The organism is Streptomyces sp. NPDC051105 (assembly GCF_040682795.1).
In the GTDB taxonomy this organism is placed as follows: Bacteria; Actinomycetota; Actinomycetes; order Streptomycetales; family Streptomycetaceae; genus Streptomyces.
The window spans coordinates 44560-59918 of sequence record NZ_JBFBBR010000008.1; the positions used below are offsets into that span (position 1 = coordinate 44560).

Annotated in this window: 12 protein-coding genes; 9 read left to right on the plus strand and 3 right to left on the minus strand. The window is 69.8% G+C overall.

The genetic code is table 11. The features are described from left to right. Positions 1-16: 16 nt before the first annotated feature. The 7 genes from AB0N16_RS20670 (at position 17) to AB0N16_RS20700 (ending at position 6213) form a co-directional block, all read left to right on the plus strand. Positions 17-811, plus strand: coding sequence for an FtsQ-type POTRA domain-containing protein (locus AB0N16_RS20670; protein ID WP_365798663.1), 795 nt, complete (start codon positions 17-19; stop codon positions 809-811). Between the two features lie 277 nt (positions 812-1088). Further along, positions 1089-2291, plus strand: a complete 1203-nt coding sequence (ftsZ, locus tag AB0N16_RS20675; protein ID WP_365798665.1) for a cell division protein FtsZ — start codon at positions 1089-1091, stop codon at positions 2289-2291. A gap of 10 nt (positions 2292-2301) precedes the next feature. Further along, the gene (pgeF, locus tag AB0N16_RS20680; RefSeq protein ID WP_365798667.1) at positions 2302-3030 is read left to right on the plus strand and encodes a peptidoglycan editing factor PgeF; all 729 of its coding nucleotides are present in this window, start codon (positions 2302-2304) and stop codon (positions 3028-3030) included. Between the two features lie 6 nt (positions 3031-3036). After that, positions 3037-3756, plus strand: coding sequence for a YggS family pyridoxal phosphate-dependent enzyme (locus AB0N16_RS20685; RefSeq protein ID WP_365798669.1), 720 nt, complete (start codon positions 3037-3039; stop codon positions 3754-3756). A 126-nt stretch (positions 3757-3882) separates the two neighbouring features. Further along, on the plus strand, positions 3883-4524 hold the full coding sequence (gene sepF / locus AB0N16_RS20690; protein ID WP_351732496.1) for a cell division protein SepF: 642 nt from the start codon (positions 3883-3885) through the stop codon (positions 4522-4524). Positions 4525-4574: 50 nt separating this feature from the next. Further along, a complete protein-coding gene (locus AB0N16_RS20695) occupies positions 4575-4859 on the plus strand; it encodes a YggT family protein (protein WP_355707926.1) in 285 nt (94 codons plus the stop codon). A 55-nt stretch (positions 4860-4914) separates the two neighbouring features. Continuing rightward, on the plus strand, positions 4915-6213 hold the full coding sequence (locus AB0N16_RS20700) for a DivIVA domain-containing protein (RefSeq protein WP_365798671.1): 1299 nt from the start codon (positions 4915-4917) through the stop codon (positions 6211-6213). Between the two features lie 202 nt (positions 6214-6415). Here the strand turns inward: AB0N16_RS20700 and AB0N16_RS20705 are convergent, their stop codons facing one another. Together AB0N16_RS20705 and AB0N16_RS20710 are read right to left on the minus strand one after the other, a co-directional pair. Beyond that, entirely contained in the window at positions 6416-8056 is a 1641-nt protein-coding gene (locus AB0N16_RS20705; protein WP_365798673.1) for an MFS transporter, read from the minus strand. A gap of 140 nt (positions 8057-8196) precedes the next feature. Then, a complete protein-coding gene (locus AB0N16_RS20710; protein WP_365798675.1) occupies positions 8197-9327 on the minus strand; it encodes an FAD-dependent monooxygenase in 1131 nt (376 codons plus the stop codon). Positions 9328-9455: 128 nt separating this feature from the next. On the opposite strand from AB0N16_RS20710, the gene AB0N16_RS20715 reads away from it, so the two are divergent. Further along, a complete protein-coding gene (locus AB0N16_RS20715) occupies positions 9456-10037 on the plus strand; it encodes a TetR family transcriptional regulator (protein ID WP_365798677.1) in 582 nt (193 codons plus the stop codon). A gap of 655 nt (positions 10038-10692) precedes the next feature. Here AB0N16_RS20715 and ileS read toward each other — a convergent pair. Continuing rightward, entirely contained in the window at positions 10693-13830 is a 3138-nt protein-coding gene (gene ileS / locus AB0N16_RS20720) for an isoleucine--tRNA ligase (RefSeq protein ID WP_365798679.1), read from the minus strand. Positions 13831-14432: 602 nt separating this feature from the next. Here ileS and AB0N16_RS20725 point away from each other — a divergent pair. Further along, positions 14433-15320: a TraR/DksA C4-type zinc finger protein gene (locus AB0N16_RS20725; RefSeq protein WP_365798681.1), complete on the plus strand. Its 888-nt coding sequence runs from the start codon at positions 14433-14435 to the stop codon at positions 15318-15320. The last annotated feature ends 39 nt before the right edge of the window (positions 15321-15359 follow it).

A 15359-nucleotide genomic window follows, 5' to 3' on the forward strand; every position in this document is an offset into this window, starting at 1 on the left:
AAGGCAAGTGAGCAGCGTGGCCGGACCGACCACCGCCGAGCGCGGTGAACGCCAGCAGGAGTCGTCCGGCCCGCCGCCCGCCCGGCGATGGAGGAATCGCCGCTTTCGTACGATCGTCATTCTTGTTCTGGGAGTTGTGCTCCTGGGATCCGGCTCCGTCTGGCTCCTGTACGGCTCCCCGTGGCTGCGCGTCCGGCATGTCTCCGTCTCCGGTACGGCCGTTCTGACGCCGGAGCAGGCGCGGGAGGCGGCCGACGTCCCCGCCGGTGCGCCGCTGATTTCCGTCGACACCGACGCCATCGAGGCCCGGCTGCGCCGGAAACTGCCCCGAATTGACGAGATCGACGTGGTCCGTTCCTGGCCCCATGGAATCGGGCTGAAAGTGACCGAGCGCACGCCGGTCCTGCTCATCGAAAAGGGTGGAAAGTTCACCGAAGTGGACAAGAAAGGCGTCCGTTTCGCGACGGTTTCGGAGGCGCCGAAAGGCACTCCGGCGCTGGAATTGAGTCTGTCCCGGTCGGGTTCGGCCACCGCGAGCCTGCGCCGTTTCGGCACCGACCGGCTGGTGCGGGAAGCCGTGGACGTCGCGGGTGACATTCCGGCCGCCGTCCGTCGGGACACCCGAACCCTCAAGGTCCGTTCCTACGACGACATCACGCTGGAGTTGGGCGGCGGCCGCACCGTCCAGTGGGGCAGCGCCGAGAACGGGGCCGCCAAGGCGCGCACGCTCACCGCTCTCATGAAAGCCGCTCCCGGTGCGCGGAACTTCGACGTGAGTGTTCCCACCGCCCCTGCGTCATCGACGAGTTGACGCACATCTGCGCAGGCCAACACCCTGGTTGGGCACTGCTACGGCTGATCACATAGGGTGAAAAGAAAAACGGGAGGTTCGGCGTGTTCGTTGAACGCGCGCCACTTGTCGACTTAGTGTCCTGTTCAGAAGACTCCAGGGAACAGACACACTGGTAACCCTAAACTTCAGGGTTAGGGTTCGGGTCGGCGCTACGGACCGTCCCAATCGGCATCTGCCGTCCCACGCGGGCATCGCATGGCGACGGCAACGTAATTCGAGGCGAGAGGCCTTCGACGTGGCAGCACCGCAGAACTACCTCGCAGTCATCAAGGTCATCGGTGTCGGCGGCGGTGGTGTCAATGCCATCAACCGGATGATCGAGGTCGGTCTCAAGGGCGTCGAGTTCATCGCCATCAACACCGACGCACAGGCGCTGTTGATGAGCGACGCCGACGTCAAGCTCGACGTCGGCCGTGAACTCACCCGTGGACTCGGCGCCGGCGCCAACCCGGCCGTCGGCCGCAAGGCCGCCGAGGACCACCGCGAGGAGATCGAGGAGGTCCTCAAGGGGGCCGACATGGTCTTCGTGACGGCCGGCGAAGGCGGCGGCACCGGCACCGGCGGCGCCCCCGTCGTGGCCAACATCGCCCGCACACTGGGCGCCCTCACCATCGGCGTGGTCACCCGCCCCTTCACCTTCGAGGGCCGGCGCCGCGCCAACCAGGCCGAGGACGGCATCGCGGAACTCCGCGAAGAGGTCGACACCCTCATCGTCATCCCCAACGACCGGCTGCTGTCCATCTCGGACCGTCAGGTCTCGGTCCTCGACGCGTTCAAGTCGGCCGACCAGGTCCTGCTCTCCGGTGTCCAGGGCATCACCGACCTCATCACCACGCCCGGCCTGATCAACCTCGACTTCGCCGACGTCAAGTCCGTCATGTCCGAGGCCGGTTCGGCCCTCATGGGCATCGGCTCGGCCCGCGGCGACGACCGCGCGGTGGCCGCCGCCGAGATGGCGATCTCCTCGCCGCTCCTGGAGGCCTCCATCGACGGCGCCAGGGGCGTCCTGCTCTCCATCTCCGGCGGCTCCGACCTCGGCCTGTTCGAGATCAACGAGGCCGCCCAGCTGGTCAGCGAGGCCGCCCACCCCGAGGCCAACATCATCTTCGGCGCGGTCATCGACGACGCCCTCGGCGACGAGGTCCGCGTCACGGTCATCGCGGCCGGCTTCGACGGGGGCCAGCCCCCGGCCCGCCGGGACACCGTGCTCGGCTCGTCCTCGTCCTCGGCCTCGGCCCGCCGCGAGGAGCCCGCTCCGGCCCGGCAGCCCGAGTCCCGCCCGTCCTTCGGCTCGCTCGGCAGCGTGACCCCGAAGGAGGAGCCGGAGCCGGCGCCCGAGCCGGTGGCCGACATCCCGGTCGCCCCGCCGGTCCCGCCGTCGCGTTCCTACACGGACAGCGCGGCCGAGGAACTGGACGTACCGGACTTCCTCAAGTGATCCTTAAGCCGTGATAGGACAGCGCGAAACCGTGAGCGGCGCGCACTTCGCCTTCACCGACAGGTGGGGCGGGGTGAGCGCCGCTCCGTACGAGCAGCTCAACCTGGGCGGGGCGGTCGGTGACGACCCCGACGTGGTACGGACCAATCGGGAGCTCGCCGCCAAGTCGCTCGGTCTGGACCCCGGCCAGGTGGTCTGGATGAACCAGGTGCACGGCAATCTCGTCGCCGAGGTCGGGGGGCCCTGGACCACCCCGCGGACTCCACCGGTCGACGGACTGGTGACCGCGACCCGGGGGCTCGCGCTCGCCGTGCTGACCGCCGACTGCGTGCCGGTCCTGCTGGCCGACCCGGTGGCCAAGGTGGTCGCCGCCGCCCATGCCGGACGGCCGGGCATGGTGAAGGGGATCGTGCCGGCCGCGATCGACGCCATGGAGTCGCTCGGTGCGGACCCGGCCCGGATCGTCGCCCGCACCGGACCCGCCGTCTGCGGACGGTGCTACGAGGTGCCGGAGGCGATGCGCGCCGAGGTGACCGCGGTCGAGCCGACGGCGCACGCCGAGACCAGCTGGGGCACTGCGGCGGTCGACGTGAGCGCCGGAGTGCACGCGCAGCTCGCACGCGCCGGGGTGCTCGACCGGGCGCAGTCGCCGGTGTGCACGCTGGAGTCGGGCGATCACTTCTCGTACCGTCGCGACCGCATTACCGGGCGGCTCGCGGGCTATGTGTGGCTGGACTGATGGGGCATGACGGACCGTAAGACCGAACTCGCCGGAAACCTGGCGAAAGTGGAGGAGCGCATCGCCGCCGCCTGTGCGGCGGCCGGACGCAAGCGGGAGGAGGTGACCCTGATCGTGGTCACCAAGACCTACCCGGCCGGCGATGTGCGGATCCTGTCGGAACTCGGCGTGCGCCATGTCGCCGAGAACCGGGACCAGGACGCTGCTCCCAAGGCAGCTGAATGCGCCGATCTGCCCCTTACTTGGCACTTTGTTGGTCAATTGCAGACCAACAAAGTGCGATCCGTGGTGGGTTACGCGGATCTCGTCCAGTCCGTCGATCGTTCCAAGCTTGTCGAGGCACTGTCCAAGGAGGCGGTGCGCGCCGGGCGCGAGGTGGGGTGTCTGCTCCAGGTCGCGCTCGACGCGGGTGCGAGCGGAAGGGGTGAGCGCGGTGGCGTGGCACCGGGCGGAATCGAAGAGTTGGCCGACCTCGTCGCCGGGTCGCCGGGCTTGCGGCTCGGCGGACTGATGACCGTCGCGCCGCTCACCGGGGAGTACGCGGGGCGCCAACGGGCGGCGTTCGGGCGGTTGATGGATTTGTCGACCGACCTGCGCCGAGCCCATCCGGCTGCGAACATGGTCTCGGCAGGGATGAGTGCGGACCTTGAGGAAGCCGTGGCCGCCGGGGCGACACATGTGCGCGTCGGCACTGCGGTACTCGGCGTCCGACCCAGGCTCGGGTAACGTCGCCAAGAAGTCGGACCACAGCAGAAAATATGGTCAATGCGGCCCAATACGGGCACAACGGCCACGTGGATCGCGGGACTTGGCAGTCGTCACCGATCCACCACAGAGCGGAGGACTCAGAGCATGGCCGGCGCGATGCGCAAGATGGCGGTCTACCTCGGCCTCGTGGAGGACGATGGGTACGACGGCCGCGGATTCGACCCCGACGACGACTTCGAGCCCGAACTGGACCCGGAGCCCGAACGGGACCACCGACGGCATGAGCCGTCGCACCAGTCCCACAGCGCACACCAGTCCCAAAGGGACGATTCGGTACGAGTGGTACAGCCGCCGGCACCGCGTGAACCGGTGTCGCATTCCGCTTCGCTAGCCGCGGAATCGGGACGCCCGGCACGTATCGCCCCCGTGGCGTCCATCACACAAGAACGCGCAAGCCTGGAGAAGAACGCACCGGTGATCATGCCCAAGGTCGTGTCGGAACGAGAGCCTTACCGGATCACCACCCTTCACCCCCGGACCTACAACGAGGCCCGTACCATCGGGGAACACTTCCGTGAGGGCACCCCGGTGATCATGAATCTGACTGAGATGGATGACACAGACGCGAAGCGACTTGTCGACTTTGCGGCCGGTTTGGTGTTTGGTCTTCACGGCAGCATCGAGCGGGTGACGCAGAAGGTGTTCCTGTTGTCGCCTGCTAACGTCGATGTCACGGCGGAGGACAAGGCCCGCATCGCAGAGGGCGGGTTCTTCAACCAGAGCTGAGACGCAACACCGGTACAAGGCACGGGACAGGGGAGAGGGAAGCACGGATCATGAGCGTGTTCCTGGATGTGATTCGCATCGCGCTGATGTGCTTCCTCATCGTGCTGCTCTTCCGGTTGGTCATGGACTACGTGTTCCAGTTCGCCCGCTCATGGCAACCCGGCAAGGCGATGGTGGTCGTACTTGAGGCCACCTACACTGTCACCGATCCACCGCTCAAGCTTCTGCGGCGGTTCATCCCGCCGCTGCGTCTCGGGGGCGTGGCGCTCGACCTGTCCTTCTTCGTACTGATGATCATCGTCTACATCCTGATCGCGATCGTTGGTCGGCTGTGATGAGCGATGTGACCTACCGTCTTGCCGATGCCGACGACTACGTTGAGGTGAAGAGATGCCGTTGACCCCCGAGGACGTGCGGAACAAGCAGTTCACGACCGTCCGCCTCCGAGAAGGCTATGACGAGGACGAGGTCGATGCCTTCCTCGATGAGGTCGAAGCCGAACTGACGCGCCTGCTGCGCGAGAACGAGGACCTGCGCGCCAAACTCGCCGCGGCCACGCGCGCGGCTGCCCAGAACCAGCAGAACATGCGCAAGCCTCCGGAGCCGCAGGACCAGCAGGGCGGTATGCCTCAGGGCGGCATGCCTCAGCAGGGTGGTATGCCGCAGCAAGGTGGCATGCCTCAGCAGGGCATGCGAGGTCCCGGCGCTCCGGTGCCCGCCGGCATATCGGGCCCGCCGCAGCAGCAGATGGGTGGCCCCATGGGTGGCCCCCCGCAGCTGCCGAGCGGCGCCCCGCAGCTGCCGGCCGGTCCCAGTGGCCAGGGCGGTCCGCAGGGTCCTGGTCCGATGGGTCAGGGTCCGATGGGTCAGGGTCCGATGGGCCAGGGCGGTCCGATGGGTCAGGGCCCCATGGGTCAGGGTCCGATGGGCCAGGGCGGTCCGATGGGCCAGGGCCCCATGGGTCAGGGTCCGATGGGCCAGGGCATGGGCCAGGGCCCGATGGGCGGCCAGCCCCCCATGCAGCAGCAGATGGGTGGCCCGATGGGCGGCCCCATGGGCGGTCCGATGGGCGGCCCCGGTCAGGGCCCCGGTGGCGACAGCGCCGCCCGAGTCCTCTCGCTGGCCCAGCAGACCGCCGACCAGGCGATCGCCGAGGCCCGTTCCGAGGCCAACAAGATCGTCGGCGAGGCCCGCAGCCGCGCCGAGGGTCTGGAGCGTGACGCCCGTGCCAAGGCGGACGCGCTGGAGCGGGACGCGCAGGAGAAGCACCGCGTCGCCATGGGCTCCCTGGAGTCCGCGCGCGCCACGCTGGAGCGCAAGGTCGAGGACCTGCGCGGCTTCGAGCGCGAGTACCGCACGCGTCTGAAGTCGTACCTGGAGTCGCAGCTGCGCCAGCTGGAGACCCAGGCCGACGACTCCCTGGCGCCGCCGCGCACTCCGGCCACGGCCTCTCTGCCGCCGTCCCCGGCGCCTTCCATGGCCCCGGCCGGCGCGAGCGCCCCGTCCTACGGCGGCAACCAGCCCATGGGCGGCGGTCCGTCCCCCGCTCCGCCGTCCTACGGCGGCCAGCAGCAGATGACGCCAGCGATGACCCAGCCGATGGCACCGGTACGCCCGCAGGGCCCGTCCCCGATGGGCCAGGCGCCGTCCCCGATGCGCGGCTTCCTCATCGACGAGGACGACAACTGACGGCGGGCGCGTAGCGCGCTGTAGGCATCGGCAGAGCACGGCAGGGCGGGGCCCCGGACATTCGTCCGGGGCCCCGCCCTGTTTATGCGTGTTGCACGGCCTTACCCAGGGGGCGCGAGGAACGGCGCACGCTCAAGGACGTCTTCATATCCGACTGCGGCGCGGATGGCGTCGGGGCCGATGGGGGGCAATGGGGAGGGGCTCACGCGGGCAGTTCCTTGAGGCGCCCTTCAGCAACGAACGCCACCTCGCCGCCCACCGTGACCGAGCGGATGTTCTGCCCTTCGCCGTGTGCGCTGATCGCCATCTGGCTGGCGCGGGCGACCGTGCCGGGCTGGCCGGTCCGGCGCAGTAGGAGGGTGACGACGACGGCGGCCAGGACGGTGGTTGCGGCGCCGCTGAGGAGTGCGAGGTGCATTCCGGAGGCGAAGGCGTCGCCGGCCCGGTCGATCAGGGCGGGATTGCCCGTGGCATGGCCCATGTGGTTGGCGGCGGCGAGGGAGGAGCGTGCCGCGTGCGCGATCGGTGCGGGGAGCCCGCTGGTGTCGAGCTCGTCTCGGTACTGGGCACTCATGAGGCTGCCGAGGACGGCGATGCCCAGGGCGCCGCCGAGTTCACGGGACAGGTCGTTCACGGCGGACCCCACGTTCTGCAGACGGGGCGGCAGGGCATCGGTGATCGCCGCGGTGGCCGGAGTCGTGGCCAGGCCCATGCCCGCACCGAGCGGCACGAGCCCGGCGGCGACCAGCCAGTACGAACTGCCGGCGTCGAGCTGGGCCAGCACGACCAGACCGGTGGTGACCAGGAGAAGGCCGAAGGTCCAGGGGCCGCGAGCGCCTCGCCGGGCAACCAGGCGCGGGCTGAGGCGGGCGCTGGGGATCATCGCCGCGGACATCGGCAGCACGCTCACCGCGGCCATCAGGGCGCTGTCACCCCGCACCAGCTGGAGGTACTGCATGGTGACGAAGATGAATCCGAAGAAGGCGAAGAACTGCAGCGTGGTCGAGATCGATCCGGCCGCGAACGCCTTGTGGCGGAACAGCCGCGGGTCGAGCAGGGGGTGTGGGTGCCTCAGCTCCCATACGACGAAGGTGACCAGGACGGCGAGACCGAGGATCATGCCGGACAGGGTGCGCGTGCTGCCCCAACCGTGCTCGGGCGCCTCGATGACCGAGTAGACCAGCGCTCCCAGCCCCGCCACGGTGAGAGCCGCACCCGTCACGTCCACACGCTGCCTGCCCGGCTGCGCGGACTCCGGTACGAAGACCTGGGTGCCGATGAACGCCACCCCGGCCATCACGGTGTTCAGCCAGAACACCGAGCGCCACGACCACACCTCGAGCAGCGCCCCGGAGGCGAACAGCCCCAGCGCGGCGCTGGCGCCCGCGACGGCCGCCCAGATGCTGATGGCACGCGCCTGCTGGGTGCGGGGGAACGTGCTGGTGATCGTGGACAGCGTGGCGGGCATGACGAATGCGGCTGCCACGCCGAGCACCGCGCGCAGGGCGATCAGGACGTCCGGCTCGGTCGTGAAGGTCGCGGCGAGCGACACTCCCGCGAACAGTCCGACACCGCCGAGCAATGCCCTGCGACGGCCGAAGCGGTCGCCGAGGGTCGCTGCGAGCAGCAGGAACGATGCGAAGATCAGACTGTAGGAGTCGATGATCCACGACAGCTGGGTCTGGTTGGCGTGTGTCTCCTGGGCGATGTCGGGCAACGCCACGCTCAGCGATGCCATCGCCGATACGACGGTCGCCAGGGCCAGGCAGGTCACGGCCAGAACGGGGCCGGTGCGCACTGCGCGCACCGGCCCTGCGGCCTGGTGCGGAACGGGGTCGGGCATGGGGGAACCTCCTGTGAACGAGACTGGTGGACTGGACGAACTGGTGGACGGGCGGCGCTCAGCGTCGGCCGCTCCCGCCGGGGTCATGTGCTGGCCTTCGAGGAGACGACCGTCCGAGAGGCCCCCGAACAACGTTTGAACTACCGGTAGTTGAGCTCGGCGAGCTCGGCGGCGAGCTTCTTCGGCATGCCCGTGTGGCCGAGCAGGGGGAGCAGGGTGTTGCGTGCCCCTCGGGCCATCGGGTTGCGCGTGGTGGCCACGCGGGTCATCCGGTGGGTGAAGGCGACCACCCGCTGGGCCACGGGGCGGCGTTGTGCCTCGTAGCCGTCGAGTTGTCCGGACGCGATCGCCCGGCCGAGGGCGTAGCCGTCCTGGATGCCGGTGTTCATTCCCTGGCCGCCGGCGGGGCTGTGCACATGGGCGGCGTCGCCGGCCAGCAGCAGACGGCCGGCGCGGTAGTGGTCGGCGACCCGGTGGTGCACCCGGAATCGTGACGACCATGCCAGGCCGGTGACCTTGGACTGGCCGGGGGCGCGCTCGTCGAGCAGCTGCTGCACGAAGGCGAGATCTGGGGTGGCGGGCGCGTCGTCCACGGTGGCGACGACCCGGTAGTGACCGCCGGGGAGCGGGGCGACGACGGTGAGTCCCGCGGTGCCGAAGGTGAGCGAGACCTCGCTGGGGCCCGGGGACCAGTCCATCACGACGTCGGCGAGCACGAAGGACTCGGCGTAGGCGTTGCCGGTGAACCCGATGCCCGCGGCTTCGCGCACGGTGCTGTGCATGCCGTCGGCGCCGACGGCGTACGCGGCGCGCAGCGTCTCGCCGGTGGTCATGGTGAGTGTCACGCCCTCCTCGTCCTGGACGACGGAGGCGACCTCGTAGGGGCGGTGCACATCGCCGCCGAGTGCGCGCAGCCGGGCCAGCAGCACGCTCTCGGTCTCGTACTGGGGAACCATCAGCGTGTACGGGTGGGGCGTGGGCAGTTGGTCGAACGGCACGGTCAGCAGCCGGCGGGCGCCGTCGCGGACGGCGAAGCGGGTGACCTGAACGCCTCGCGCGATCAGCTCCTCGGAGGCTCCGAGCTCGTCCAGGACTTCCAGGGTGCGGGCGTGGACGACGGCGGCACGCGAGGTGTTCGCGCCCTCGGCCAGCTTGTCCAGGACGACGAAGCCGATTCCGGCGGAAGCGAGCGTGACAGCGAGCGCCAGCCCGGTCGGTCCGCCGCCGACGATGGCGACATCGGTGCGGCCGGGGAATGCGGTGGTGTTCATGGCGGGGATTCCCTTCCGGCCCAGCATGGGCCAACATTCGTTGGCCAACGACCGTTGGCCAACGTTCGTTGTCATGATGCGCCGCTCGGCACTGGAAAGTCAACACACGTTGGCCTACAGTCGTTGGCATGACCCGAGACACCGAGACCAGCACCACCGACAGGCGTTCGGACCGCACCAAGGCCGCGATCCTGCGCGCCGCACGCGAGCGATTCGCCGCCCAGGGCTACGAGCGCACCACCATCCGGGCCGTGGCCTCCGACGCGGGCATCGACCCGTCGATGGTCATGCGCTACTTCGGCAACAAGGCACAGCTCTTCGACGCGACACTCGCCATCGACCTGCGCCTGCCAGACCTCACATGCGTTCCGGCGGACGAGCTCGCCCAGGCACTGGTGCGGCACTTCCTCAAACGCTGGGAGGGCGACCCGGCCGACGACGCACTGCTGGTCCTGATGCGTTCGGCGGTCACCAATGACCAGGCCGCAGCGCGGATGCACGAGATCTTCGCGGCGCAGGTCGCCCCGGCCCTGGCCGCCGCCCTCGGCCCGGAGCTCGCCGCACGCCGGGCCGGCCTGGTCTCCGCACAGCTCCTCGGCCTGGGACTCACCCGCTACCTGCTACGCCTCCCGGCAGTGACCACCCTGACGCCGGACGAGATCGAAGCCGGCCTCGCCCCGGCCATCCAGGCCGTCCTCGACCCGAACTAGGGCAGCTCCCTCAGCGGCGGAAGGAGTGGCTGATGCAGACGCCGTTCAGGTAGACGCAGCGGCCGTGGCCCCCGAGTGTGGTCAGGGCCAGTGCCGTGTCCTTGCCACCCCATGTCACTTGTCCCGGTCACTTCGGCGGGCTACTTCAGCAGCAGAGGAAGCCTCAGATGATCGCTTGGCCCAGCTCGTAGCGGTTGGGGTACTGATGCCGAGAAGGCGGTTGACCACTGCGGCTGGGACTTCGGCGGTCAGGTCACGGATTGCGGCTGAGCGGCTGGGCAAGGACCGGATCCCCAGCCGCTTGAGTCGAGCAGCGAGAGTGACGTGGCTGAGGTGTTGGCCCGGACGAATCCCAGGGAAGAGCCAAGGAGCGTCGATCTGACCGATCTGGCCATTGCGGCGGCGGTCAGCCGCGCCTGCTGGACCAGGTTCCCCATTGCAGGCGACAGCTCAAGGGGGTCCTTTCCGAGGCGGCCACCCCTCGGGGGTCGGCAGATATTGCAGGTAGGTGGCATATCGGGCGTCACCAGCACCCGTCTGATGCAACTTCCGGGACTTCGGGGAACCGCGCACGGTGACCGCTCCGACCCGCGGGTACGGGAAGGGCCCGATCCCGGCGTGGGGATCGGGCCCTTCCCGAACGGGCCGGCGGCGCCTACGCCTTCCGCAGACGGAACGTCAGAGACAGCCCCTCGTCCACGAACGGCTCGCCGTAGCCGCCGTCGGCCTCGCCCTGCGCGAAGTCCGTCGCCAGCACCTCGTCGGCGATCAGCGACGCGTGCTCCGCGAGCGCGGCGATCACCGCTGGGTCGGTCGACACCCACCGCAGTGCGATCCGGTCGGCCACATCCAGCCCGCTGTTCTTGCGCGCCTCCTGGATCAGCCGGATCGCGTCCCGGGCGAGCCCCGCCTGGCGCAGCTCCTCGGTGATCTCCAGGTCGAGCGCGACGGTCGCACCGGAGTCCGACGCCACCGACCAGCCCTCACGCGGCGTCTCCGTGATGATCACCTCGTCCGGGGCGAGCGTCACGGTCTCGCCGTCGACCTCCACCGACGCCGTGCCCTCGCGCAGCGCCAGCGACAGCGCGGCCGCGTCCGCCGCGGCGACCGCCTTCGCCACGTCCTGGACGCGCTTGCCGAACCGCTTGCCCAGCGCCCGGAAGTTGGCCTTGGCCGTGGTGTCCACCAGCGAGCCGCCCACCTCGGACAGCGACGCCAGCGACGAGACGTTCAGCTCGTCGGTGATCTGCGTGTGCAGCTCCGGGTCGAGGGCGTCGAAGCCCACGGCCGCGACCAGCGCCCGGGACAGCGGCTGCCGGGTCTTGACGCCCGACTCCGCGCGCGTGGCCCGGCCGAGCTCCACGAGCCGTCGTACCAGAACCATCTGCCGGGACAGCTCCGGGTCGATCGCGGACAGGTCCGCCTCCGGCCAGGCCGCCAGGTGCACCGACTCCGGGGCGCCCGGGGCGACCGGCACGACGAGGTCCTGCCAGACCCGCTCGGTGATGAACGGGGTCAGCGGGGCCATCAGCTTGGTGACGGTCTCCACGACCTCGTGCAGGGTGCGCAGCGCGGCCTTGTCGCCCTGCCAGAAGCGGCGGCGCGAGCGGCGGACGTACCAGTTGGACAGGTCGTCGACGAACGCGGACAGCAGCTTGCCGGCGCGCTGGGTGTCGTACGCCTCCAGCGCCTGGGTCACCTGGTCGGTGAGGGCGTGCAGTTCGGAGAGCAGCCACCGGTCGAGCAGCGGTCGGTCGGCCGGGGCCGGGTCCGCCGTGCTCGGCGCCCAGTTCGTCGTACGGGCGTACAGCGCCTGGAAGGCGACCGTGTTCCAGTAGGTGAGGAGGGTCTTCCGCACGACCTCCTGGATGGTGCCGTGGCCGACCCGGCGGGCCGCCCACGGGGAGCCGCCGGCCGCCATGAACCAGCGCACCGCGTCCGCGCCGTGCTGGTCCATCAACGGGATCGGCTGCAGGATGTTGCCCAGGTGTTTGGACATCTTGCGGCCGTCCTCGGCGAGGATGTGGCCCAGGCAGACGACGTTCTCGTACGGCGACTTGTCGAAGACCAGCGTGCCGACCGCCATGAGGGTGTAGAACCACCCTCGGGTCTGGTCGATGGCCTCGGAGATGAACTGGGCCGGGTAGCGGCTCTCGAACAGCTCCTTGTTCTTGTACGGGTAGCCCCACTGCGCGAACGGCATCGAACCCGAGTCGTACCAGGCGTCGATGACCTCCGGCACGCGCGTGGCCGTCTTCTGGCACTGCGGGCAGGCGAAGGTGACCTCGTCGATGAACGGGCGGTGCGGGTCCAGGGCCGACTGGTCGGTGCCGGTCAGCCCGGTCAGCTCCGCGCGGGAGCCGACGACGGTGAGGTGGTCGTCCTCGCAGCGCCAGATCGGCAGCGGGGTGCCCCAGTAGCGGTTGCGGGACAGCGCCCAGTCGATGTTGTTGTTCAGCCAGTCCCCGTAGCGGCCGTGCTTGACGGTGTCCGGGAACCAGTTCGTCTTCTCGTTCTCCTCGAGGAGCCGGTCCTTGATCTCCGTGGTGCGGATGTACCAGGACGGCTGCGCGTAGTAGAGCAGCGCGGTGTGGCAGCGCCAGCAGTGCGGGTAGGTGTGCTCGTACGGCAGGTGCTTGAAGAGGAGGCCGCGCTGCGACAGGTCCTCGGTGAGGCGTTCGTCGGCCTTCTTGAAGAAGACCCCGCCGACCAGCGGGACGTTCTCCTCGAAGGTGCCGTCCGGGCGGACCGGGTTCACCACCGGCAGGCCGTAGGCGCGGCAGACCTTGAGGTCCTCCTCGCCGAAGGCGGGGGACTGGTGGACCAGACCCGTACCGTCCTCGGTCGTGACGTACTCCGCGTTCACCACGTAATGCGCCGGTTCCGGGAACTCGACGAGCTCGAACGGACGTTGATAGGTCCAGCGCTCCATCTCGGCGCCGGTGAAGGTCTGGCCCGTGGTCTCCCAGCCCTCGCCGAGCGCCTTGGCGACCAGCTGCTCGGCGACGACCAGCTGCTCCTCGCCGTTGGTCGCGACGACGTAGGTGACGTCGGGGTGCGCGGCGACCGCCGTGTTGGACACCAGGGTCCACGGAGTGGTCGTCCACACCAGGAGCGCGGCCTGGCCGGCGAGCGGACCGGAGGTGAGCGGGAAACGGACGTACACGGAGGGGTCGACGACCGTCTCGTAGCCCTGCGCCAGCTCGTGGTCGGACAGGCCGGTGCCGCAGCGCGGGCACCAGGGTGCGACGCGGTGGTCCTGGACCAGCAGGCCCTTGTTGAAGATCTCCTTGAGCGACCACCAGACCGACTCGATGTACTCGGGGTCCATGGTCACGTACGCGTCGTCGAGGTCGACCCAGTAGCCCATGCGGGTCGTCAGCTCGGAGAACGCGTCGGTGTGGCGGAGCACGGACTCACGGCACCTGGCGTTGAACTCGGCGACGCCGTACGCCTCGATGTCGGGCTTGCCGCTGAAGCCCAGCTCCTTCTCGACCGCCAGCTCCACGGGCAGGCCGTGGCAGTCCCAGCCGGCCTTGCGGGCCACGTGGTAGCCGCGCATGGTGCGGAAGCGGGGGAAGACGTCCTTGAAGACGCGCGCCTCGATGTGGTGGGCGCCGGGCATGCCGTTGGCGGTGGGCGGGCCCTCGTAGAACACCCACTCGGGGCGGCCCTCGGACTGCTCCAGGGTCTTGGCGAAGATCTTCTGCTCACGCCAGAAGTCGAGCACGGCGTGCTCGAGGGCGGGCAGGTCGACCTGTGCGGGCACCTGGCGGTACGTCGGCGCTGTCATCTGCGAGCTTCCTCCAACGGACTTGCTGCCTTCCGTCGGAGGGACGAGAGCCTTGTGCTGCCTACGCCGTGTGCGGCGCGCTCCCGCGGTACCACCCTCCTTGGCCCCCCGGGCGCCATACGCGCCGGTGAGCCCCCTCATTGGGGTCGCGAAACCGGTTCTACTCGCCGCAGCAGGTCCTGCACGGCTTTCTTCCGGCGGCTCCGGGGTGATCTTCACGTCGCGCCGGCCCCCGGGCTCCCACCGTCCCCGGGTCGCTCTGGGCTGCGTACGCCGCTACTCGTCCCCATCCACGCTTCTCGCTCCGCCCAGTGTACGGCGCCGCACGGACAGCGGCCGACCCGTTTTCCGGGCGCGGGCGGTGCCGGGCCGTCCACCTGCCGAGATGACCCGAATGGCGCGGTACGCGTGTTCGCATCCTGGGATGTCCTGCTCGGCGGATTACCGCGCGGGGAGCTGGGCACAACGGATGCATACCTGCTGCGTGGGGGGTGCGGGGCAGGCGGATCGGGCGGCGCACCCCGGTTGCCGCGGGACTCAAGTCGATTTATCGTCCCAGCACGATTCGCGTGCAAGATCGCATATGTGAAGGGGCCGCGGCCATGGTGGCGAAGAAGACCGCCGTACAGCAGTCGGCGTCCGGCCGATCCACGGGCACGGCTGCCTCCGACGGTGACACCAAGGGGGGCGGCGGAAAGCGGGGCACGCGCGCGGTGGAGACGGCCGTAGCGGATAAAACGGCTGGTGGGAGGGGTTCCGCCGGGAAAACGGCCGCACCGAGGACGCCGGTGAAGAAGGCGGACGGCAAGAGAGCGGACGGGAAGAGAACCGCCGAGACGAAGGCGACGGAGAAGAAGGCGACCGTGGCTGCCAAGGGCGCCGCGGGGAAGTCGGAGAAGAGCGCGTCCAAGGCCGCGGCGGCGAGGACCGCGGCGAAGAGCACGGCCAAGAAGAGCACGGCCAAGAAGGCGGGCGCGGCGCGGGCCGCGAAGCAGACGGGAGCCACGACGGTGGTTGCGAAGAAGACTCCTGGCACGGCCACTGCCGCGGCGGAGACCGGCGTCCCCAAGGCGCGGATCGCCGCGGCGGCTCCGGGCGAACTCGCGGTGCGTCCCGGCGAGGACCCGTGGACACCGGAGGAGGTCGAGGAGGCGCGCACCGAGCTGATGACCGAGGCGTTGCGGCTGCGCACCGAGCTGGACGCCTCCGGCAGCGCCCTGGCCGGCCTGATGCGGGACTCCGGGGACGGCGCCGGTGACGACCAGGCCGACACCGGCACCAAGAACATCACGCGCGAGCACGAGCTGGCGCTGGCCGCCAACGCGCGCGAGATGCTGGAACAGACCGAGCGTGCCCTGGAGAAGCTCGACGCGGGCACCTACGGACTCTGCGAGAACTGCGGGAACCCCATCGGCAAGGCCCGGATGCAGGCCTTTCCGAGGGCCACCCTGTGCGTCGAGTGCAAGCAGAAACAGGAACGCCGCTACTGAGCATCGGGGTCGCGCGGGGCGTGCCGTAGTCTCGTCCCG